The sequence below is a fragment of the Eubacterium sp. MSJ-33 genome (assembly GCF_022174665.1).
Lineage (GTDB): Bacteria > Bacillota > Clostridia > Lachnospirales > Lachnospiraceae > Coprococcus_C.
Map to the genome: position 1 here is coordinate 360861 of NZ_CP076562.1, position 23685 is coordinate 384545.

A 23685-nucleotide genomic window follows, 5' to 3' on the forward strand; every position below is an offset into this window, starting at 1 on the left:
AAGTTGTTCGAGAGGACGGGAACATGAGAACACGACGAACGGCGCTTCGCATGATCGTACTTTCATTCTTACTCGTTGGCTGTATGTGCATCTTCGCAGCCTGTGCAAAATCAGAGAAAAAAGCTTCTGCTTCTGGTGTATACCATTTGTACTCCATGGAGTCGGGGGAGGACAGCTATTCCCATGATGATATCGTATCATATGGACTTGACACCATGACGCTTACGTTGTATGCGGATGGTACGGCAAGCCTTGGATTTGGGGAGGAGACAGAGCAGTTTAACTGGAAGGAAGGCAAGTTATATTCGGATAATGAAGAACTTGCATTTACCGTAGAAAATGGTATGCTCACGATCAAGATGGATACGGAGAGCATGATGTTTGAACGGGTCGGGGATGCACCGAAGAAGGCGGAAATTCATAATCAGGAAGAAAACACCGGTACCCCAACGGATGATACGGAAGTATCCGGGATGGATTCCGTTCAGTAGTAGATATGATCGGACGGGGTTGAAAAAGAAAATAAAAAAGGCAGTTGATTTCCACGTAAAATACGTCCGGAAAACCAATTGCCTTTCTTTTTATGTTTTTTTATGGCGATTTTACTAAATATTTATAAAAATGCCTTTATCAATTGTGGAAATTATGTTATAATTTCTTGCAGTGTGATGGGGACGTGCCATAGTCTGCTATCGCAGAAATTTGATTACTTAGGAGGTATATGACAAATGGCAAACAAGTGGGTTTATATGTTTAGCGAAGGCGACATGACCATGCGTAATCTTCTTGGTGGTAAGGGTGCCAACCTTGCAGAGATGACAACAATTGGTCTTCCGGTACCACAGGGATTCACAATTACAACAGAAGCTTGTACACAGTACTATGAGGATGGTCGTAAGATTAATGATGAGATCATGGCTCAGGCTATGGAAGGTGTTAAGAAGATGGAGGAGATCAACGGCAAGAAGTTTGGCGATCTCAAGAATCCATTGCTTGTTTCTGTACGTTCAGGTGCCAGAGCTTCTATGCCTGGTATGATGGATACAATCCTGAACCTCGGTTTGAACGACGAGGTAGTTGCAGCTATGATCGCTGGTAACCCAGATCCAGCATTCGAGCGTTTCGTATATGATTCTTACAGACGTTTCATCCAGATGTTCTCAGACGTTGTTATGGAAGTTGGTAAGAAGTACTTCGAGCAGCTGATCGACAAGATGAAGGAAGAGAAGGGTGTTAAGTTCGACGTTGAGCTTACAGCAGCAGATCTTAAGACTCTTGCAGAGCAGTTCAAGGCTGAGTACAAGAATCAGCTTGGTACAGACTTCCCTTCAGATCCTGTAGAGCAGTTGAAGCTTGCTATCGAGGCAGTATTTAGATCATGGGATAACCCTCGTGCAAACGTATACAGAAGAGATAACGATATCCCTTATTCATGGGGTACAGCCGTTAACGTAATGCCTATGGTATTCGGTAACCTGAACAACGAGTCTGGTACAGGTGTTGCATTTACTCGTGACCCTGCAACAGGTGAGAAGAAGCTTATGGGTGAGTTCCTTATCAACGCACAGGGCGAGGACGTAGTTGCCGGTGTTCGTACACCAATGCCAATCGCTCAGATGGAGCAGGAATTCCCAGAAGCATATGCAGAGTTCATTCAGGTATGTGAGACACTTGAGAATCACTACCATGATATGCAGGATATGGAGTTCACAGTTGAGAACAAGAAGCTTTACATGCTTCAGTGTAGAAATGGTAAGAGAACAGCTCAGGCAGCTCTTCAGATCGCTTGTGACCTTGTAGATGAGGGACATAAGACAGAGGAAGAAGCAGTTGCTATGATCGATCCTCGTAACCTTGATACACTTCTTCACCCACAGTTCGATGCAGCAGCTCTTAAGGCAGCTACACCTATGGGTAAGGGTCTTGGTGCTTCTCCTGGTGCTGCATGTGGTAAGGTTGTATTTACAGCTGACGATGCAGAGGCATGGGCAGCAAGAGGCGAGAAGGTAGTTCTTGTTCGTCTTGAGACATCTCCAGAAGATATCACAGGTATGAAGTCTGCTCAGGGTATCCTGACAGTTCGTGGTGGTATGACATCTCACGCAGCCGTAGTTGCTCGTGGTATGGGTACATGTTGTGTATCTGGTTGTGGCGACATCATCATGGATGAGGAAAACAAGCAGTTCACACTTGCAGGTAAGACATTTAAGGAAGGTGACTTCATTTCAATCGATGGTACAACAGGTAACATCTATGATGGAGTTATCAAGACAGTTGATGCTTCTATCGCTGGTACATTCGGTAGAGTTATGGCATGGGCTGATAAGTATAGAACATTGAAGGTTAGAACAAATGCTGATACACCAGCAGATGCTAAGAAGGCTCGTGAGCTTGGTGCAGAAGGTATCGGTCTTTGCCGTACAGAGCATATGTTCTTTGATCCAGAGAGAATCGCAGCATTCCGTGAGATGATCTGCTCTGATACAGTAGAAGAGAGAGAAGAAGCTTTGGACAAGATCCTTCCATATCAGCAGAATGACTTCAAGGCACTCTATGAGGCGCTTGAAGGAAATCCTGTTACAATCAGATTCCTGGATCCACCTCTTCATGAGTTCGTTCCTACAGAGGATGCTGATATCGAGAAGCTTGCTAAGGCTAAGAATAAGACAGTTGATGAGATCAAGGCTCTTTGCAACTCACTTCATGAGTTCAACCCTATGATGGGTCACAGAGGATGCCGTCTTGCTGTTACTTATCCAGAAATCGCTAAGATGCAGACAAAGGCAGTTATCCGTGCAGCTATCGAAGTTCAGAAGGCACATCCGGATTGGAATGTTGAGCCAGAGATCATGATCCCACTTGTATGTGAGGTTAAGGAGCTTAAGTATGTTAAGAAGACAGTTGTTGAGACTGCTGATGCTGAGATCGCTGCTGCAGGCGTAGATCTGAAGTACGAAGTTGGTACAATGATCGAGATCCCTAGAGCTGCTCTTACAGCAGATGACATCGCTAAGGAAGCTGACTTCTTCTGCTTCGGTACAAACGATCTGACTCAGATGACATTCGGTTTCTCAAGAGATGATGCTGGTAAGTTCCTCAATGCTTACTATGATGCTAAGATCTTCGAGAACGATCCATTTGCTAAGCTTGACCAGACAGGTGTTGGTAAGCTCATGGATATGGCAGTTAAGCTTGGTAAGCCAGTAAATCCAAAGCTTCATATCGGTATCTGTGGTGAGCACGGTGGAGATCCTTCATCCGTTGAGTTCTGCCACAAGATTGGTCTTGATTATGTATCATGTTCACCATTCCGTGTACCTATCGCTAGACTTGCTGCTGCTCAGGCTGCAATCGCTAATAAGTAATACACCGCATATGGTAGACATTTTGATTTCGTAATCAAATAAAAGAATCCCCTATACTTCATAATGGAGTGTAGGGGATTTTTTTGCTTGACTCCATTTTGTGAATGACAAGTATATGTATTTTGTGTATACTTGATATGGTTACAAAAATTGAAATAAAGTAAAAGTATGATGTGGTTGGGGTATTGACTGGAAATAAAAAGAAATGAGCAAGCCGCTTGAGAAATAGCTGTACGGTCGTAAAACTCATTTCAATATTATAATATTTGTAAGATTTAATGTTGTCAAGTGTATGTTTTTACATTATCCTATCAGATGAATAATAAGTTTATATATTGCAAAATTCCCAACGGTTTGTATATACGAAGCAGTTTTTCTATGCTACAATGGGCATTGCGTTGACTTGATTTGTAGAAGTTGACATACTGCGAATAATTATATGGGAGATAAGTAACAAATGAAGAACATAGTAAATGCGTGGAATCGTGTATCCCTGATCGCGAAGATTGCGATCGGAATTGTGATAGGAGCAGGGCTTGGAATTTTAGTGCCGCAGGCGACCGGTATTGGTCTGATTGGAACGATGTTTGTGCGGGCATTGAAAGCAATTGCACCAATTCTGGTGTTTGTCCTTGTAATCAGTTCGATTGCAAATGCTGGGAAAGGAAATGGCAAACAGTTCCGCATGATTACATTTATGTATATATTAAGTACAATGCTTGCAGCCGTGGTCGCTGTGAGTGCGAGCTTTTTGTTCCCGGTAACTATGACACTTGATATTGAATCTTATCAGTCGGAGGTTGTACCTTCGGGGATTGTGGAAGTGTTGCAGAATATCCTGATGAATATTACGGATAACCCGCTTCGGGCAATGCTTGATGCCAATTATATCTGTATCTTGGCATGGGCAGTACTGTTTGGGCTTGCTATGCGCAGTGCAGGCAAGGGGGTAAAAGCATCGCTTGTTTCGATTTCAGATGCCGTTTCACGAGTGGTTCGCTGGATCATCGGCTGTGCACCATTTGGTATTATGGGACTGGTGTTCACAACCGTTTCCGAGAGTGGACTATCGATATTCAAAGAATATGGAAAGCTGTTATTGGTGTTAGTTGGAGCGATGCTGACGGTTGCGCTTGTTGTAGATCCATTGCTGGCAAGCTTGTTTTTGAAGAAAAATGCATATCCGTTGGCGTTTCGTTGTCTGCGGGAATCCGGTGTTACTGCGTTCTTCACACGGAGCTCGGCTGCAAATATTCCGGTTAATATGTCACTTTGCAAGAGGCTTGGATTAGATCCGGATATATATTCAGTATCGATTCCGCTTGGTGCAACTATCAATATGGATGGTGCCGCAATTACGATCACGATTATGGCGCTCTCTGTGGCAAATACCATGGGTGTTGCAGTTGATATTCCAACGGCGTTTATGTTAAGTCTGATGGCAACACTTGGTGCCTGTGGCGCATCCGGTGTCGCAGGTGGTTCTTTGCTGTTAATTCCGATGGCATGTTCGTTATTCGGGATTCCACAGGATATCTCTATGCAGGCGGTAGCGGTTGGTATGATCATTGGCGTGGTACAGGATTCGCTGGAGACGGCAATCAATTCTTCCGGGGATGTATTGTTTGCGGCAACTGCAGAGTATTGTCAGTGGCAGAAAGAGGGAAAACAGTTTAAGATTGGTGCTATCGTGAACCCGGATGAGGACTAGAATAGTAAGAGGAAATTTACAGAAAGAGAATTTGATTTGGATATATGAAGAAAGATAAGTTGAAGATTGAGAAGAAGATATTACGGTTATCTTTTCTTGGGAGCCTTTTATTTATTATAGCGGAAGGAGTTATGGCGTGGCTTACACATTCCCATTCATTGCTTACAGATTGTCTGTTTGACGCGGCAGATCTTGTTATGATCGGACCGTTTCTTGTGTTGGTGCCGCTTCTGTATAAGCCGGTTACGGAGAAACACCCGTATGGTTATTCACAGGTGGAATCGTTGTTCCTGCTTGTGAAATACAGCGTTCTTCTGGCTCTCACATGTAATCTGCTGGTGGAGAATGTAAAGCTGCTTATGCATGGCGGTCATGAGGTAAACGCAGGAAAGATTGCAGTGTTTGAGTTCCTTGTCTGCATAGGATGTGCAGTGATGTATCTGATACTGAATCATTACAGTAAGAAATATGAGTCGGAGACAATCAAGGCAGAACTCTATATGTGGAAACTGGATGTTGTGAGCAGTCTGGGTGTGGCGGTTGCTTTTGTGGTGCAGGTGTTGTTGCTTCGCACGAAGCTTCATTTCCTGACACCATATATTGACCCGGCGGTAGCGGCGGTGATGGCGATTTTGCTGATCCGGGAGCCGGTCGTCGTAATCTTCCAGAGTATCAAGAATCTGGTTTTGTTTGCACCGGAGGAAGAGGTGTTAAACCAGATCCGTTCCATCGTAGATAAGCATATGAAGGATTATCCATATGAGGTAACCTTTCTGGATGTAATCCAGACAGGAAGGAAAATCTGGGTGGAAGTCTATATCGGTAATCAGACGGATGTAATACATATCAGCATCCTGCATCAGGTACGGGACGAGATAAAGCAGGAGTTAAAGCATAAATACGATCAAGTGTATATCGAGATTATTCCGGATTAGAAATATAGCTGTCGATTATGTGCAGAAGGCAGGCTGGAGGGAATATGGAGAAAAAAAACAGAACAGCAACCGATAAAATAAAACGTGTTCTTGACATTTATACAAGACTAACGAATGGCAATATCATTGATAAATCTGCACTTGCTGTAGAATATAATGTAAATGAACGCAGCATTCAGAGAGATATTGAAGATATACGGCAGTATCTGGACCGGAAACGGACGGAAGGTGTTTTTCAGTCTGTTGTGTATGACAGATTTGAGAAAGGCTATCGTTTGGAACAGATATATAATGAGAAATTCACGAATCCGGAGATTCTTGCCGTTTGCAAAATTCTGCTTGACAGCCGGGCTTTTACGAGAGAGGAAATGGATGAAATACTGGATAAGCTGATATCAATCAGTGTGCCGGCAACCAATCAGAAAATAATCGAAAAGCTGATCGGAAATGAAAAGTTCCATTATATCGAGCCGGGACATAAAAAGGTATTTATGGATAAGCTATGGGATATAGGAATGGCAATCCATAATCAAAAATATATTGAAATTGATTATCAGGGCAGCCAGTCTTCCGATGTGAAAACAAGAAAATTGAAACCTGCAGCGCTTATGTTTTCAGAATATTATTTTTATCTTGCGGCATTTATTGAAGATGATGCGTTGAAGGAGTATTTCAACAACATACATGAAACATATCCAACAATATACAGACTGGATCGTATCGTGAGATTGAGAGTGTTGGATGAATCCTTCCGGGTTCTGTATAGCAATCGTTTTGAAGAAGGTGAATTCCGAAAGAGGGTTCAGTTTATGTATGGAGGGAAGCTTAGAAAAATAAAATTCAAATACACCGGATACTCTGCAGAATCTGTGTTGGACAGACTGCCGACGGCGGTAATTCTGGAACAGAAAAAACATGAAGATGGGAAAAGGACAATCTATACTATTTCAGCGGAAGTGTTTGGAGATGGTGTGGATATGTGGCTGCGGAGCCAGGGAGATAAAATAATTGTTTTAGAGTAAATTTTACCACGATGACAGAATGTGTCGTCGTGGTTTTGTATTATAGCCATATATATTTAAAGGAGAATGGATATATGGCTAAAAAAGTAGAAAAAACAACAGCAAAAAACAAACAATACAGTCATAGAGAAGATGCGCAGTGGCTCACCAAAGAAATATGTGAGGAGTATCGGAAGAAAGCGTTGCAGATAGATCACAGTAATGCAAATGATATAGGCGGGAGAAGAACACTGCGGATAGAATTACAGGAAAAATGTGATATTACAGAGATTGAGGCAATCAATATTTTAAACGGATATCACCACAAAGAATATGTCAGACAATATGATCATCTACGTGCGTATCTGGATGGGGATTTATCGGAACCTTTATATAATCATGATCCGAAATATATTGCATGGCTTGAAGAAAATGAGGATAACGACAGAAAATTGGGTGATTTTGATATTGCAGATGAGGATTAAACATTTTACATAGTAAATATTGGAATATTATTTGTATTGCGCTTGCGGATTATGTATATATAAGGTAAAATAATAAAAATGTTTTTTGAGGGAGGGTACATATGGATAATAATAACAAGGATCCATTACTAAATGAGATTGTAGACAATCAGGTAATTCAGCCGGCACAATCGAATATGAATGAAGATGCACAGCCGGTGCAATCAGAACAGACAGGCTTTGAGAAAACGATACAACCAGAGCAGCCGGGACAACCGGGCTACGGTCAACCAATGCAGCCGGGCTATGGTCAGCCGATGCAGTCAGGATACGGACAGCCGATGCAATCTGGTCAGCCGATGCAGTCAGGATACGGCCAGCCGATGCAGTCTGGTCAGCCAATGCAGCCGGGATACGGCCAGCCGATGCAGTCTGGTCAGCCAATGCAGCCGGGATACGGACAGCCGATGCAGTCTGGTCAGCCAATGCAACCGGGATACGGACAGCCGATGCAACCGGGTCAGCCAATGCAGCCAGGATACGGTCAGACAGGTTATGCACAGCCGATGCAGCCGGGATACGGACAGCCGATGCAGTCTGGACAACCGGGTTACGGTCAGCCGTATATGCAAAATCAGGCACCGAAGCCACCAAGAAAGCCACTTTCAAAGAAGGCAAAGATTGGTATTATTGTAGGTGCGGCATGTGTAGTTGTCTTAGTTGTATTTTTTGTTGTGATTTTGCCGATCCTTACGAGAGCAAAGCTTGCGGGAGAGTATCGATATAAGGATTCATGGGATGATACATATACGATTGTTTTTGATGATGGTACATATGTATGTTACGACTATAACGATGAGATTGATTCCGCAGGTACATATGTGAATAATAAAGGTGCCGTAGTGCTGACCGATATTGAGGGAGATACCACAAATTGTACATTTGATTCCGATAATAATACTGTTCGTGTGTATGGTGACAAGTATACATCATCAAATAAAAAGGCAAAGATTGGATATAAAATTCCAACCGGTTATCAGGAAACCTTGGAGAATCAGGTAAAAACAGCAGTGGATAAACTGGTTAAAGATAAGGATCTGTTAGAAATTGCAAAGTACAATTATTATTGTGTGGATTATGATGATCTGAAAGATCCAGATGATGATTTTCTGGCAGCACTTGCAAAGGAATTGAATTATTCCGGAGATAAAATGTTGAGCACATTCATTGAAGATGGCTATGTGGAGATCAATATAGATGTGGATTCAGACGGAAATGCATATACAGATGTATACATTTATTAAATAGTAGAAATGAAAAAAAGATATCCTTGTGATTTATTGCGAAGAAGCAAGGGTATCTTTTTTGTTGCAGAGACTAAAAAGGAGAGAAACATGACTAATATCGCAGGCTTTAAAAGAATACATGACAGGAAGAGAAAATTTCATGAGAAGATGGTAGAAGTAGAAAATGAGCTCAGTGGGAGAATGACATCCATTATTCCTTATGTGACAGACGATGCAGGCGTATTTGATGCACATAAGGCGAAACGAATGATAGACGAATTGGTAAAGGATATGAATCAATATGCAAATCATACATTGCTTTGGTATGGAGATATTCAGAAATCAGATATTCCCGTACAGCAGTCATTTTGTATGTATGTGGAGATGTTTTTGTATATTACGATTCGTGTGTCTCTTGTGGATATGGGATGGATTCACAGGATCCTGAATGCAGTGCCACAGAGCAATTTTCAGCAGATATTAGAATGTGCGGTTGATTTTAAGAATTATAACGATGTAAGTGGCTGGGTGTTTGATCGTTGGTATGCAGGTAATGTCTGGTTTGAGAATGTGCTCGACTATGGCTGCCTTATCTATGAGAAACTGCTTGGAAAGAATTTTAAGGATCTGATTCCGCAGAAGATGTGGACAGAGTTTGAAGAGGAAGATGTAAGTTATACGCAGACAGCAAATGTGGATATTACAGATGAGAAAATTGATGATTCTGTAGATAAGGATGTCGAGACAATTTGGGAGCTATGTGAAGAACTATCGGAATCTACGGAAGATCGACTGCTCCGGAAATCAGATGAAACGATATATAAGCGGGAAATAGAAAAATTTGTAGATGCGGATTGTTTTTGTAAGACTTTTGAAAAGATGATATCTATGCTTTTCTCCGAAGAAATACCATATTCGTATCTGTCAAATATGAAAAAAGCAGTTGAGGGAATGCTGGATATTTTTTTGTGTGAGCATGGTTTGTCCTTGTATAAAGATACAGATATATATAAAAAGGCTTATACGTATCTGGAGGAGATGGAAGATAAGATAGAAACCTTGCGAAAAGAGATGTAATATATACTTGTTTTGATTGTGGGAAAACGTGTATAATTATGGGAGATAATATGACAAACGCAAAGAAATGATTTGTGAAAAATTGATTAAAGCATTTCAGGATAGGATAAAAGGAGTAGAAAATGGAAACATGGTATTACGAAGTGATTAGTATTGATGGAGATTATGCGAATCTGAAACGGACAGATATGGAGTCAGAAGATCTGAAGTTGGTTGCGAGAGCTCTGTTGCCTGAAAATATCAGTGAGGGTTCAAAATTAAAATATGAATTTCTACAGTATGAGTTGATATGATAAAAAGATGTTCAAGAATATATGTGTAGGTAATCAGACGTTGCGTTTGATGACAAATACTAGAATGGACTTAATGCTTTGGAGGAAAGAGACGACAGCATGGAAGAGCAAATGAAAGAAAAAAGAGTTGCAGATTCTCTAACGGAACAGTTTCATGAGATTCGCCCTGAACATTTAAATGGTGCAGGCGTGATGTTTGGTGGTGTGCTGATGGGCTGGATTGACGAGGTGGCTGGTCTTACTGCAATCCGTCATTCTCAAGGACATGTGCTGACTGCCTCGGTTGATAATCTGACTTTTTTGCGGAGTATATATCAGCATGATATTGTTGTGTTAATCGGGCGTGTGACATATGTAGGTAATTCTTCAATGGAGATACGTGTGGATTCTTATGTAGAAAAGATGGATGGTATGCGTTATCCGGTGAATCGTGCATATCTGACCCTTGTTGCATTGGACGAGAAAAATAAGCCGCGACGGGTGCCAAGATTAAAATTAGAGACAGTTGTAGAAGAGGCGGAATGGGAGGCTGGAAAGAAGCGTAGTGAGCTTCGAAAGCAGCGAAAGAAAGAAGGCTTTTAGAAAGTGTAAAGACTGTTTCGATGGAATTGAAACATATTAGGGAAAGATGAGGTGGCAAAGCAGATGCAGGATACGTTGAATTGGGCAGTGCTTGGTACAGGTGTGATTGCAAATGAGATGGCGCAGGCATTGCAGAAGATGGGAAAATCATTATATGCAGTTGGAAACCGGACACATAAGAAGGCGGTTGCATTTGCTGAAAAATACGGTGTTTCCAAAGTATATGATACGATTGATGATATGTTTTTGGATGAGGATGTAGATATTATCTATATTACGAGTCCGCATAATACACATTATGCATTTATGAAACAGGCGCTGATGCATGGAAAGCATCTGCTAGTTGAAAAATCAATCACACTTAACAGCAGAGAATTGGATGAAATGATCGCGCTTGCAAAAGAAAAGAAGCTGGTGCTTGCGGAGGCTATGACAATCTGGCATATGCCAATCTACAAGAAGCTTTGGAATATCGTGCAAAGCGGTGAGCTTGGAAAGGTACAGATCATTACGATGAATTTCGGAAGCTTTAAAGACTACGATATGTCAAACCGATTCTTCAATATGAATCTTGCAGGTGGCGCGATGCTTGATATCGGCGTGTATGCACTGTCAATCGTCCGGAGTTTTCTGGATGAACAACCGGATGAGATTGTGAGCCAGTGGAAACCTTCCCCAACCGGTTCCGATGAGCAGGCAACAATTCTGCTCAAGAATGCACAGGGGCAGATGGCAACGGTTGCACTTTCGATGCATTCGAAACAGCCAAAGCGTGCGATGATTAGTCTGGAAAAAGGATATATCGAGATCATGGAGTATCCGCGTGCGGATAAGGCAGTCATTGTTGATGCGGAAAGTGGTGTGCAGACGGAGATTACAGCCGGAGATACTGCGGATGCGCTTTACTATGAGATGCAGGATATGGAGCAGGCAGTAAAAAGCGGGGATGCATCCGCAATGCAGCTTGCGTATTCCAAGGATGTGATGGAGATTATGACGAAGCTTCGGAAAGACTGGAACATGAAATATCCGGGCGAAGCGTGGTAGCGTGATTAAAAGAAAGAAACAAAGGGTAACATAAATCAAAAGATAAGGAGTGAATGAAAATGGCAGAAGTAATTTTAAATAACGATAATTTTAAGGCAGAAGTACTCGATGCAAAGGGACTCGTGCTCGTTGATTTCTGGGCAACATGGTGTGGTCCGTGTAAGATGCTGGCACCAACGGTTTCTGAGATTGCGGACGAATATAAAGGAAAAGTCAAGGTCTGCAAGCTCGATGTGGATCAGGCAATGGATATTGCGATGTCCTATGGCGTGGCAAGTATCCCGACTTTGATTTTGTTCAAAGATGGCGAGATCGTGAAGAAGAGTGTCGGTGTGGTATCCAAGACTGAGATCGAGGCAATGTGGAGCTAGAACATAGCAGATACAAAGGAAGGCAGGGCTTATGATGAAGATAGAACATATTGCGATGTATGTGCGCAAAGTCCAATGCCATGTATCACAATCCAAATACAGATTTTTAATCTTATTTCCTGTCCTTTGATGATGGTACAAAATAGACAATATATGATCTGTTTTGTACCATTTTTGGAATATATGTATAATATTTTATCTATAGAAAATCTCATTTTGCACATACTATCGGAAACGAAACAGATAGGAGATGTGGAAGATGGAACGGACAGCAACACAGTGTATCACCTATGGGTTATACATGTTATCGACGGTGTGGGAGAAAAAAGCAAATGGCTGTATCATTGATACATGTATGCAGATCAGCCACGAGCCGGTACAGATCGCAATCGCGGTTTCCAATCAGAGTTATACATGTGAATTACTCAAAAAGAGCGGGATATTTGCAGTCAGCATCTTAGATGAGACATGCACTTTCGAGACAATTATGCATTTTGGATATCAGTCTGGAAGAGATGTTGACAAAATGAAAACACTGGAGCTTCCGGTCAATGAACAGGGAATCCCGTATCTCGGATGGCAGAGCGTGGCGATGCTTGGAGCGACGGTGACAGAGAAGATATCTTGTGGTTCTCATACGTTATTTATCGGAACTGTGATCAAATCAAAGATACTGAGTGAGAAAGAACCGCTCACGTATGCGGAGTATCAGAGAAGAGTGAAGATGTACACATGACAAAGGGGAGTGGCTTTACAGCCATTCCCCTTTTGTCAGGTATTGATTTCGTTCCGCACCGACGGAGATAAATTGTATCTCGTGATCAAGCAGTTTTTCAATCGTTTCTATATATCGTTTTGCATTGTCCGGCAGTTCATCATAAGAACGGCAATGCGAGATATCCTGCTGCCAGCCAGGAACGATATCGATGACGGGCAGGAGATTCTCCATATTATCTGTTGGGTCAAAATCCTTAATATGTTTCGTGTGCTGCAGGTATTCTGTGATAATCGGAATTTCCTTCATGGAGCTTAATACATCCAGTTTTGTCAGGGCAATCCGGTCTGCGTTCTGACATTGGAGTCCGTAACGGCTGGCAACGGCATCAAAAGGACCGACACGTCTTGGACGTCCGGTTGCAGCACCGTATTCATTGCCGGCACGGCGTAGATCATCCTTCCATGATTCGGACATTGCTTTCTCTGCGGTAAATGGACCAGCACCGACACAGGTCGAGTATGCTTTCAGAACACCGACGACATGGGAGAGCGGAGCACCGGGGATTCCGGCACCGATCGGACCATAGGCTGAGATCGTGGATGAGCTGGATGTATATGGGAATATGCCATAGTCAATATCACGCATGGCGCCAAGCTGTGCCTCCAAAAGCACCTTTTTATGGTCTGCAAGGGCATCTCTTAAGAATGCACCGGTGTCGCAGATGTATGCGGAGAATGCTGCCGCTTGTTTTTCACACCAGGAGAGCAGTGCCGGATAGGACATTGGCTCCTGATGATAACAGCCGGAAAGCTCCATGTTTTTGGCATCCAGCATCATGTGCAGCCGGTTGTGTATATAGCCATCGTTCAGATGAAGCAGATCACCAAGCCGGAGCGTTTTCTTTCTATATTTGTCGCTGTAAGCATAGGCGATACCGCGACGTGTGGAACCGAAGGCGGAACCATCTTTTTCCAGTCGGGCTTCCTCTAGTTCATCCTGCACCCGGTGCCAAGGCATAGAGATTGTGGCACGCTTGGAAAGCTTTAGATTTTCTGGTGTGATAGGAATTCCTTTCCCTCGCAGCGCCTCGATTTCCTTCGTGAGATGCTCTAAGTCAATGACCATTCCATCTCCTAAGACACATGTGACATCCGGATGCAGAATCCCGGATGGAAGCAGATTTAATACATATTTATCACGACCAACAACGACGGTGTGACCGGCGTTATTTCCGCCTTGATAGCGGACGACGATATCCGCCTGCTCTGCTAATAGATCGATGACACGACCTTTTCCTTCGTCACCCCAGTTGATACCTGTTACGGCTGTAAGCATTTGTTTGTCCTCCTTTGTTTGGTAAGGTAATTTATGTTATGTGCAGTACCGGAATGTACGGTCAGTCAGAATTCTTGCAAAGATCAGACCGAGTGGAAGTGCAATGATGATCATGATTGCAGATGTAAACCACGAGACCGCTTCGGTAAGAGACATAATGCCAAAGTTATAAATTGCACGATATAAGTAAAGTCCCGGAACCATAATAACGATGGAAGGAACCGTAAGTGAAATTCTTGGGTATCCATGATTCTGTTTTATAAAGGATGCAAGCAGTCCTGCTGTCAGTGCCCCAAGAAATGCAGCTACAGCGGCAGGAATTCCACAATGGTCTACGAGCTCCAGACGGAGTGTATTTGCGACAGCACCAATCATTGCAGCCGTACATGCCATTGAAACAGAACTGTTGAACATCAGGGAAAATCCGAATACACCACAGAAGCTGGTAATCATCCGGAGTATAAAATGTACCCATACATTGATATGCATGTCTGCGAAAGACAGTGGCTGTAAATGTAACAACAAAGCCATGATCCATGCAGACATGGTTGCAACCAAAACGATAATAATGGAATAAGTCAGTCGTTCCAGACCGGATCGGAGATCCAGCTTTGCAAGGTCAATGCCGCTTGTAATAAATGGAAATCCTGGGATGATAAACAGGATAGAGCATATATAACCCGCTTCGTTCACCGCGGCTACATGGAACAGCATTTCGGCAAGCTTCAGACAGATCGTGTAGATCAGACAGGCAGCCGAGATAGAAGCAGCAATGTTTAGAAATAAGGTAAAATGATGCTTGATCAGTTTTGCTCGTATGATATTGCCAACACCTGCAGCAATAAATGCAAGAATCATTTCCACGGGACCGCCGCCGAGCAGAAATGTAAAAGCACAGCAGGCGAGTGCTGCCGCCAGTCCTAATTTGACAGGAGAGTAAAGCGCATGGATTCTCTCGATTTCATCGAGCCTTTTATGGATTTCTTCACCGGTCAGATGGGCTTCGATATTCGGAAAGCTGTCGACGAAACGCTCCATTCGGTAAAGCTTGGATGTGTTTACGCCTGTATTTGCAATACTTAAAGATTGGGACACACAATCATTTCCATCAAAACAGTTAAACTCAATGGACATCAGACCGACATCGACCGTGCATGTTACACCGAGTTCTTTGGAAAGCTTATTCATGGATGTACGGACACGCCATGCTCCGGTTCCGCAGGAAAGCAGGATCAGACCGACACGACCGATAACGGAAGCTTTTTCAATCAATCCCGCATCGGAGATAAGCACGTTGCTGTCATCACCGGTATAATCATGCCAGGGGATTTCCATATGATTTTTTTCCATAATATCAACATAGGAAGTTGAGATCGAATCAGTGTTCTTCTTCATATAATATCGCCTCTGCTTTTGTAATATGCCGTTTCAGATTATTCAAAAAAACGGAATTTGGCAGGAAGATTCCAAGCTCATCAAACCGCTCATTGTGTTCGAGCAGAGTATCCTGTCCGTAAAATACAAATGCCATCGGGAGTTCCTTCTCCAGCTTTACCATCAGATCCCAGACTGCGGAATAGGCTTCTGCTTCGGTTTCTTTTTGCTTGATCGTGTCTGGAAGCTCGCGGATCAGGAGAACGCCGGTGCAGGATTCCAGATTTTTCTGCTTGAGGTCCATAGAATCAGATGCATATGCGTGGCTGTACCGATAAGCCTGTGCTAAGAACATATTTTGTGTTGAACCGATTTCTTTGCATACGTTCTGAAAATGATGATATTCTTTCTCATGAACTGTTTTTTTATATTCGGGTAACAGATTTCCATCTGTATCTGTCATGATAATCGGGTTTTGCTTCCCATCAGCATTGAACCGGTATGGAATCAGATAAGAATTCCGCAGCAAATCAAACAGTGTATTCTGACAGATTGCCATTAGAAATGCAGACAAATCCCGGTTGTGGTATGCATCAAACAGGACATTGGCAAATGTGGATGCAGAAGGGGAATTATCTGTATCGTCATTCAGCGCAAGAGAATTACAAAAGGTCTCCTGCAGTTTTTCACATGCCCATGGATCATTTAATATTTTCTGGAACAAAACATCTGCATGTTCTTCTCTTGGAAACATCGTTGTATTTTTCATAATATGCACATCCCTTCTTGCTTTTTCTTTTCGGACAGATTATACTATGCATACAGAAATAAGTAAAAAGTATAATTGATATATCAAAGATATTACTTTGACATATCAGGATAAGGAGAAGCATGAACGTAAATTTTGAATATTACAAAATCTTTTATTATGTGGCAAAATATGAGAATTTTACAAAAGCGGCCCGTGTATTGGGAAACAGCCAGCCGAATATTACACGTGCGATGAATAGCTTAGAACAGCAGATTCATAGTACACTGTTTGTGAGAACGAACCGTGGTGTGCAGCTGACGCCGGAGGGACAGCGTCTGTATACGCATGTATCTGCGGCAATGCAGCAGTTATGGGCGGCAGAGGAGGAGCTGACCGACAGTACGGGACTGACACATGGAAGTATTGCAATCGGCGCGAGTGAAACCGCCTTGAATATCTATCTGCTGGATAAGCTGAAAGAGTTTCATATGAAATATCCGGGTATACGTCTGAAAATCTATAATCACTCAACTCCACAGGCAATCGAGGCAGTGAAAAGTGGAATGATTGATTTTGCGGTCGTGTCAACCCCGGCGGCGGTGGAAGCCCCGCTCAAGGAAATTGTATTGGAGTCTTTTCAGGAGGTATTAGTCGGAGGAAGAACGTTCATGGCACTAGGAAGCCAGGAGATATCGCTGTGGGAATTAAAAAATTATCCGCTGATATGTCTTGGACGTGAGACGATGACATTTCAATTTTATAATCAGTTGTTTTTATCATATGGACTGGAACTGTCCCCGGATACGGAGGTTGCAACGACCGATCAGATCCTGCCACTGGTACGGCATGAACTTGGACTTGCATTCGTTCCAAAAGCGATGGCAAGAGAATCTATAATGGAAAGAGAAATCGTGCAGATTCCGTTAAAAGAAGAAATTCCGAAACGGGATATCTGTATGGTATTGGATAACCAACATCCACTCAGCGCTGCCGCAAGACAGCTTAAGAACATGATATTGCAGGCAGTGGAGGAAGAGAAAGGGGAGTAAACGATGACACTACAACAGTTAAGATATGCAACGATGGTTGCACAGACCGGAACAATCACAGAAGCAGCGAAGAAGCTGTATATCACGCAACCAAGCCTGACAAATGCGATTCATGATCTGGAAAAGGAAATGAATATTGTGATATTCAACCGGACGAACAAAGGCATTACCTTATCTAAGGAGGGGGAGGATTTCCTTGGATATGCAAGACAGGTGCTGGAGCAGGCAGATATTCTTGAAGACAAATATAAGAACGGTGCCATTGGAAAAAAACAGTTTTGTATCTCCACGCAGCATTATTCCTTTGCGGTCAATGCATTTGTCGATCTGATCAAGGAATATGGACAGGATGAATATGATTTCAGCATCCGTGAGACACAGACGTATGAGATCATTGAGGATGTGGCGCGTATGCGGAGTGAGATTGGAATCCTGTTTTTCAATGATTTCAATGAGGTTGTGCTCACCAAGATCCTGAAGTCCTATGATCTGGAATTTCATCAGCTCTTTGTGGCAAAACCGCATGTTTTTATTAGCCGGAAGCATCCGCTTGCGGAAAATAAGGTCATCACGAACGAAGAACTGCAAAGCTATCCGTATCTGTCATTTGAGCAGGGTGAACATAATTCGTTTTATTTCTCCGAGGAGATCTTCTCTGAGACGGAACGAAAAAAGAATATCCGTGTGCGTGACCGAGCAACCTTGTTCAATCTTCTGATTGGCTTAAATGGCTACACTGTATGCAGCGGTGTGATTGATAAGAAATTAAATGGCAAAGATATCATTTCCGTGCCACTTGCGGATGAAAGTGATATGCGGATCGGCTATATCACGCACAAGAAGGAAATGCTGAGTCATCTGGCTCAGACATATCTGACAGCAATAAAGAAATATTTATCTTAGAAGAAAATGCCGGGATGTCTGTCCCGGCATTTCGTGTTACTTTGTTTAGTTTTTACTACTTGTATCTGCGTTGCCTGCAGCAGATGTTTCATCTGTTAGATCCTTATCCTTTCTGTGATCCACCCAGAAGCCCCAGACTCCGGCGAGAATTGCAATTGCAGCCATAATACCAACAAGAATATTCATAAACATAGATTAAGTCCTCCATTTTTCAATTTTTAAGTACGCAAAGAAAACTATGTGCATCCATAGTCCCACGTTTAGTCTTGATTAAACTGAAAAATGGTTGGATTTTTTTCCATCCTGTGCATGGATATAGCATAGGATCTTCTGTTGACTGATAATTGTTTTCGACAGAATCGGCTCTGAAAAAATAGCATAGCGGGAGGAAGAAAGCTCCCGTGTATCCGGAAGTGCTGCGATAAAACGGACAGATGTTTCCGCCTGTGCAGGTCCCTGTTTTATTTCTTTTATATAAGAGGTTCTCGAAGCAAGGAGAAGCTCCGTTGTATTGATCTGTGTATTTGCAGAGATTGGAAGCTCGACACCGCTGACCGTCGACTGGGCGGTAGGGTTTGCCGTATCAAAAAAAACATCTGCCTCCGTCTGGTTAAAGTATAGACCAGAGAACAGAATTACGATGGAAATAATGAAATTAAGCAATCTGCGATATGATTTTTGACAGTTCATATAAGTCCTATCCTATCTTACAAATACATCCAATAATTCTGTAGTTCATCATAGCAGATATGTGATAAAATGTGAAGTAGGTAATTGCAGTTGACAGGCAGAGATTGATGTATGGAAAATGTCTGTGGATATACAGATATAGTGTCGGTTTATATATGACATAGTAAGAAAAAGATAGAGGAAAAATAAAAATAATGAATCATTTTAACAACAGAAAAAGTCAGAAAAAAATCGTCGTGGCGATGGATTCGTTCAAGGGAAGCCTTACTTCGCTGGAAGCCGGAAATGCAGTCAGAGACGGAATCTTAGAGAAGTATCCGGACGTTGATGTGCAGATATTCCCGGTTGCCGATGGCGGCGAGGGCACGGTGGAAGCACTTAGCTTCGGAAAGGAGCATGTGCAGACGCGGACAATCTCTGTGACCGGACCGATTGGAACAAAAGTTTCGGCGGAATACACAATCTACGAGCAGGCAGGAGAAAAGACGGCAGTTTTGGAGATGGCGCAGGCAGCCGGGCTACCGCTAGTTCCGGAAGAAAGAAGAAATCCGATGCATACAACGACCTATGGAGTTGGAGAGATGATACGTGATGCCATTGCATGTGGCTGCCGGAGATTTATCCTTGGAATCGGCGGAAGTGCAACAAATGATGCAGGAATCGGAATGCTGCAGGCACTTGGATTTCATTTCTTGGATGCAGCAGGAAGAGAAGTTGGCTATGGCGCGGAAGGGCTGGCACAGGTGCGGTCGATTACGACAGAGGATGTGTTGCCGGAGCTTGCTTTGTGTATGTTCCAGATTGCGTGCGATGTGACGAATCCACTGGTCGGTGCACAGGGGTGCAGTGCTGTCTTTGCCCCACAAAAGGGTGCGGATGCGAAGATGGTACAGGCGATGGATGCGGCGATGAACCGGTATGCTGATATTGTGGAAGAGATGTACCGGAAAGATCCTGCTTTGATGGAAAATCAGCAGATTGGTAATGATGAAGCGGGCAAGAACGTTGAAAAAAACGACAGGCAGAGTCAAGTAAAAAACCGCATGATACCCGGTGCAGGTGCGGCTGGAGGTCTAGGCTATGCATGTCTGATGTTCTTACATGCAGTATTAAAACCAGGCATAGACATCGTATTAGATGAGATACAGATTGCGCAGGCAATTAAAACAGCAGACGAAGTTATTACTGGAGAGGGAAAATTAGACGCGCAGACGTTGATGGGGAAGACACCGATTGGCGTAGCGCGGATAGCGAAGTCGTATAAAGTGCCCGTCTATGCATTTGCAGGATGTTTTGGTGCAGATGTACAAGTGTGTATCGACAGTGGTGTATTTGCCGGGTGCTATGCGGCAAGCGCTGCCTGCACAGAGGAAGAAAAGCGGCTTGCAATGGAGAAAACGCATGCGTATGCGAATCTTAGAAATTGTGTGAAAAATAATCTGACTGGACTGTAGAATATGTAGGAAAGCGTTGTTTTCTTATATTCCATTTGCTAAAATGAACTTGTGCATTTTCTGCACAAGTTTATTTTATGTGGGTATATCAGTTTGTGCAAATTATGCACAAACTGGATGGAGATAAAATACAAAGAAAGGTACAAGGGCAGGGGTTATGAACATATGGACGATACTTGGAATCGGGCAGACAGACGATAAGGGTGCAATCAAGCAGGCATATCGCGAGCAGTTAAAATCTGTAAATCCGGAGGAGGATGCAGATGGTTTTATGGAGCTTCGGAATGCCTACGAGGAGGCGATTGCAAGCTGTGACAGCCAGGAAGCATTGCCGGATGATATGGATGACGAAGATTCAGAAGGGTTACAGCCGCCACGGACGGAGCTTACCGATAAGTTAGAACAACTGTATAATGATTATCCGAACCGTATCCGTGTGGATGCGTGGAGAGAGCTGTTTCGTGAGGATGCATTTGTATCGCTTGACACAGAGGCAGAAGCACTAGAGGAACTTCTTGTATTCATGATGGATCATTACCGGATGCCGGATGTGGTTTTTCGTGAGATTGTGGAGCGGTTTGATATCGCACTGCGCAAAGAAGATCTGCTGGTGAAATTCCCGGAGGATTACATTTCTTATATTCTTGGGATAGCAGCGCGGAAACAGGATGACTTTGCCTATGAATATCTGACCGGAGATTATACATATGCCGATGACTATATTGAGCAGTATATGAAGATTGAACGGATGGACAAGCAGGATGAGCTGACACCGGAGAACCGGAAAGCACTCCACAAGGAATTAGAACGACTGAAACAGCTTCCTCTTACACATCCACATGGCGATGTGCTGGAGATCTATGTGCAGATGAAGGATACGCGTTTTCAGGAAAAGGATGCGGAACAGCCACTTCCAAGAGCGGAAGCGGAGGCTGTATATGAGGCGCTTTTAAGCAGGATCAATGCGAACCTTGAGCGATACCCAAAGGACGAGATGACGCAGTTTATCAAGAGCGAGATGTTGTACCGTCTGGAACGATATGAGGAGGCGAAGCAGACCGCAGAAGAGATTCTTGCGGAGAATCCGGATTATGAAGACGCACAGTATTGTTTAGGAGATATTTATTATGCGATGGGCGCCCTGGAGAAGGCAAAGGATATCTTCGAGGAGCTGATGCATAACAATTATGGGGATATGGCGTACCTTACCCGGCTGCAGCAGGTAAATGAAGCAATCATTGCCAAATGGAAGCAGGATGTAGTAGAGAATCCGGAAGACCATCAGAAGAAGTTAGATCTGGCATGGTGCTATTATCAGAATCAGCGGGAGCCGGAAGCGTTGGAGGTGTTCGATACATTTGAACCGGAGGGCGATGAGATCTTCTTCTATTGTAATGCGAAGGGCAGATGTTATCTGGCAACCGGACAGACGGAGAAGGCACTGCCATTGTTCTTAAAATGGAAGAAGGCAATTGAGGATATACAGCCGGAAGAAGGCGGCTATACAGAGGAACAGAACAAGCGCAGAAAGCGGTATCCGTATGCACATACACTGATCGCAAGCTGTTACTATAACCTGAAAGAGTACGAGAAAGCGAAGGAATATATACAGCTTCCGGTCGAGACGGAGCATGAGGAACAGATCACCGGACTCATCCTGAATCTTCGGATTCTCTATGAACTGCAGGAGTATGGCAACTGTATGAAGGCGTGCGATGCGATGTTAGAGCATATTGATTATGAATCTATGGTCTATGAGGATGAATACTGGGCGCATTGCTACCGGGCAAAATGCTGTTATATGTTAGATTATCTGCAGGAATGCATCTATTCGGCGGAGAAGGCGATACGGATCTATCCATATGGTGTGGAGCCGTACATACAGGAGATACTGACCTTCCAGCAGGCAGAACAGTATGAGGATGCCGAAAATGTAATGGCACAGTACCGGGAGTTCCGTCCGGAGAGCGATGCGATGGATTATTATGAGGCATTAAGCCTTCGTGCACAGGAAAAATCAGAGGAAGCGTTGAAGCTTTTGGAGAAGGTGGAAGCAAATTACAAGGCGGATGAATCCGATCTGCCGAATTATGAGGATCTGTTATTAGAGCTGGCAGACCTCTATGATGAAGCAAACCGAAATGAGGATTCGATTGCAATGTATAACAAAGTTGTGTCCATCAATCCGAAGAACCCGGATGTATTTGGATATCTGGGATATATGTACCGGAAGGTCCATGAGACGGAGCTTGCAATCAAGGCGTATGAGGATCAGATTAAAGTACGGCCACATGCGGCATATTATACGAATCTTGGATTTATCTACTGGGAGCGGCGGGATTACGGGAAAGCGCTGGAGAATTTTGATCAGGCACTGGCAATCGCTCCGGAGAGATCGGACCGGGATATACAGAGAAAGACAGAGGTCATCCGCTTCAAATCCCGTGTTCTGCTCTGCTTGAACCGGATTACGGAGGGGTGTCAGATTCTGTTGGATGCGATTCAAAAATACGGAGATGACATGGATCCACAGCTTCGCATTGAGGCAGGATTGGGGCTCACAAGAGCGGATCGCTATCTGGAGGCAGAGCAGATGTTGGAAAGCTATGCGGAGGAAGGCACAGATGAGAAGCTGCGGTTTGACTGCGCGAGTCTTCTGATGGAGCTTGCCGGGGAAGAGGACGATACCCTGATGATGGATCAGATGTATCAGCTTGGTATGAAGTTAAAGCCGGATAATACAAGCATCTACAGCAAGTACGGCAGAGTGCTTATCATGAATGGCAGGTATGCGGACGCAGTCGATGCATACAAAAAGGCAGTCAACTTAAATAAAGAAACCAATTATTATGGGGAACTGTTGCAGGCGCTCTATCTGCGGGATGGAGAAATCAAGTCTGAGTATGCGGAGTATTTAAGTAAAGCAGTGATACCGGAGGAAGACCGGAAGGCACCGCTTGATTATATCAAGCTTGCAAGGTACTGCCGGGTGATCGGTGATTATGCAGATGCGGAGAAATATTTGAAGCAGGCAGTTACGATGAAGCTTTGTTCAAGCTGTGGGTATCATGGCTGCGAGGAAGGCTATTATGAGCTTGGAATCCTGTATGAGGTAATGGGAGAGCGGGAGATGGCCATTGAAGCCTATGAGAAGGCGATCGAGGCGCATGGACACTGCTATGTCTATGAGAAACGGCTGCAGGATCTGCTTGAAAATAGTTAAAAGATATGAATAGCATAGTTTAAATATATCACGCACATGAAATTGGTACTTGTACA

22 protein-coding genes are annotated in these 23685 nt (G+C 43.5%); 17 read left to right on the forward strand and 5 right to left on the reverse strand.

What is annotated here, in order from left to right; all coding sequences use genetic code 11:
- The first annotated feature begins 23 nt into the window (after positions 1 to 23).
- From KP625_RS01590 to KP625_RS01650, 13 genes are all read left to right on the forward strand, one after another.
- Positions 24 to 491, forward strand: coding sequence for a hypothetical protein (locus KP625_RS01590; protein ID WP_238298919.1), 468 nt, complete (start codon positions 24 to 26; stop codon positions 489 to 491).
- Between the two features lie 237 nt (positions 492 to 728).
- Positions 729 to 3365: a pyruvate, phosphate dikinase gene (gene ppdK / locus KP625_RS01595; RefSeq protein ID WP_021985071.1), complete on the forward strand. Its 2637-nt coding sequence runs from the start codon at positions 729 to 731 to the stop codon at positions 3363 to 3365.
- Between the two features lie 457 nt (positions 3366 to 3822).
- Positions 3823 to 5076 carry a serine/threonine transporter SstT gene (sstT, locus tag KP625_RS01600; protein ID WP_238298921.1) on the forward strand — a complete coding sequence of 418 codons (1254 nt, stop codon included), beginning with the start codon at positions 3823 to 3825 and terminating at the stop codon, positions 5074 to 5076.
- A 44-nt stretch (positions 5077 to 5120) separates the two neighbouring features.
- The gene (locus KP625_RS01605) at positions 5121 to 6011 is read left to right on the forward strand and encodes a cation diffusion facilitator family transporter (RefSeq protein ID WP_238298923.1); all 891 of its coding nucleotides are present in this window, start codon (positions 5121 to 5123) and stop codon (positions 6009 to 6011) included.
- A gap of 44 nt (positions 6012 to 6055) precedes the next feature.
- On the forward strand, positions 6056 to 7033 hold the full coding sequence (locus tag KP625_RS01610) for a helix-turn-helix transcriptional regulator (RefSeq protein WP_238298925.1): 978 nt from the start codon (positions 6056 to 6058) through the stop codon (positions 7031 to 7033).
- 74 nt (positions 7034 to 7107) lie between these two features.
- The gene (locus KP625_RS01615; RefSeq protein ID WP_238298927.1) at positions 7108 to 7497 is read left to right on the forward strand and encodes a hypothetical protein; all 390 of its coding nucleotides are present in this window, start codon (positions 7108 to 7110) and stop codon (positions 7495 to 7497) included.
- Positions 7498 to 7598: 101 nt separating this feature from the next.
- On the forward strand, positions 7599 to 8780 hold the full coding sequence (locus KP625_RS01620) for a hypothetical protein (protein WP_238298929.1): 1182 nt from the start codon (positions 7599 to 7601) through the stop codon (positions 8778 to 8780).
- Between the two features lie 90 nt (positions 8781 to 8870).
- Positions 8871 to 9839: a hypothetical protein gene (locus KP625_RS01625; RefSeq protein ID WP_238298931.1), complete on the forward strand. Its 969-nt coding sequence runs from the start codon at positions 8871 to 8873 to the stop codon at positions 9837 to 9839.
- A 122-nt stretch (positions 9840 to 9961) separates the two neighbouring features.
- Positions 9962 to 10132 carry a chorismate--pyruvate lyase gene (locus KP625_RS01630; protein ID WP_177970790.1) on the forward strand — a complete coding sequence of 57 codons (171 nt, stop codon included), beginning with the start codon at positions 9962 to 9964 and terminating at the stop codon, positions 10130 to 10132.
- A 111-nt stretch (positions 10133 to 10243) separates the two neighbouring features.
- Entirely contained in the window at positions 10244 to 10714 is a 471-nt protein-coding gene (locus tag KP625_RS01635; RefSeq protein ID WP_238298933.1) for an acyl-CoA thioesterase, read from the forward strand.
- Positions 10715 to 10777: 63 nt separating this feature from the next.
- Positions 10778 to 11761, forward strand: coding sequence for a Gfo/Idh/MocA family protein (locus KP625_RS01640; protein WP_177970792.1), 984 nt, complete (start codon positions 10778 to 10780; stop codon positions 11759 to 11761).
- Positions 11762 to 11820: 59 nt separating this feature from the next.
- Positions 11821 to 12132, forward strand: a complete 312-nt coding sequence (trxA, locus tag KP625_RS01645; RefSeq protein WP_238298935.1) for a thioredoxin — start codon at positions 11821 to 11823, stop codon at positions 12130 to 12132.
- Between the two features lie 259 nt (positions 12133 to 12391).
- A complete protein-coding gene (locus KP625_RS01650) occupies positions 12392 to 12868 on the forward strand; it encodes a flavin reductase family protein (RefSeq protein WP_238298937.1) in 477 nt (158 codons plus the stop codon).
- 15 nt (positions 12869 to 12883) lie between these two features.
- Here the strand turns inward: KP625_RS01650 and KP625_RS01655 are convergent, their stop codons facing one another.
- From KP625_RS01655 to KP625_RS01665, 3 genes are read right to left on the reverse strand one after another with little or no spacing between them, the layout of a single operon-like run.
- Positions 12884 to 14185: an adenylosuccinate synthase gene (locus tag KP625_RS01655; RefSeq protein WP_238298939.1), complete on the reverse strand. Its 1302-nt coding sequence runs from the start codon at positions 14183 to 14185 to the stop codon at positions 12884 to 12886.
- Between the two features lie 36 nt (positions 14186 to 14221).
- Positions 14222 to 15580 (reverse strand): threonine/serine ThrE exporter family protein, encoded by a 1359-nt coding sequence (locus KP625_RS01660; protein ID WP_238298941.1) that lies wholly within the window; start codon positions 15578 to 15580, stop codon positions 14222 to 14224.
- Positions 15564 to 16328, reverse strand: coding sequence for a DUF4866 domain-containing protein (locus KP625_RS01665; protein WP_238298943.1), 765 nt, complete (start codon positions 16326 to 16328; stop codon positions 15564 to 15566). Before KP625_RS01665 ends, KP625_RS01660 begins: the two co-directional genes overlap by 17 nt.
- A gap of 122 nt (positions 16329 to 16450) precedes the next feature.
- On the opposite strand from KP625_RS01665, the gene KP625_RS01670 reads away from it, so the two are divergent.
- Positions 16451 to 17359 (forward strand): LysR family transcriptional regulator, encoded by a 909-nt coding sequence (locus KP625_RS01670; RefSeq protein ID WP_238298945.1) that lies wholly within the window; start codon positions 16451 to 16453, stop codon positions 17357 to 17359.
- Between the two features lie 3 nt (positions 17360 to 17362).
- Positions 17363 to 18262 (forward strand): LysR family transcriptional regulator, encoded by a 900-nt coding sequence (locus KP625_RS01675; protein WP_177970798.1) that lies wholly within the window; start codon positions 17363 to 17365, stop codon positions 18260 to 18262.
- Positions 18263 to 18307: 45 nt separating this feature from the next.
- Here KP625_RS01675 and KP625_RS01680 read toward each other — a convergent pair whose 3' ends face one another.
- Both KP625_RS01680 and KP625_RS01685 read right to left on the reverse strand, forming a co-directional pair.
- Positions 18308 to 18454: a hypothetical protein gene (locus KP625_RS01680; RefSeq protein ID WP_021985051.1), complete on the reverse strand. Its 147-nt coding sequence runs from the start codon at positions 18452 to 18454 to the stop codon at positions 18308 to 18310.
- A 78-nt stretch (positions 18455 to 18532) separates the two neighbouring features.
- The gene (locus KP625_RS01685) at positions 18533 to 18952 is read right to left on the reverse strand and encodes a hypothetical protein (RefSeq protein WP_238298947.1); all 420 of its coding nucleotides are present in this window, start codon (positions 18950 to 18952) and stop codon (positions 18533 to 18535) included.
- Positions 18953 to 19146: 194 nt separating this feature from the next.
- On the opposite strand from KP625_RS01685, the gene KP625_RS01690 reads away from it, so the two are divergent.
- Both KP625_RS01690 and KP625_RS01695 read left to right on the forward strand, forming a co-directional pair.
- On the forward strand, positions 19147 to 20406 hold the full coding sequence (locus KP625_RS01690) for a glycerate kinase family protein (RefSeq protein WP_238298949.1): 1260 nt from the start codon (positions 19147 to 19149) through the stop codon (positions 20404 to 20406).
- Positions 20407 to 20563: 157 nt separating this feature from the next.
- On the forward strand, positions 20564 to 23629 hold the full coding sequence (locus KP625_RS01695) for a tetratricopeptide repeat protein (RefSeq protein ID WP_238298951.1): 3066 nt from the start codon (positions 20564 to 20566) through the stop codon (positions 23627 to 23629).
- Positions 23630 to 23685: the final 56 nt, after the last annotated feature.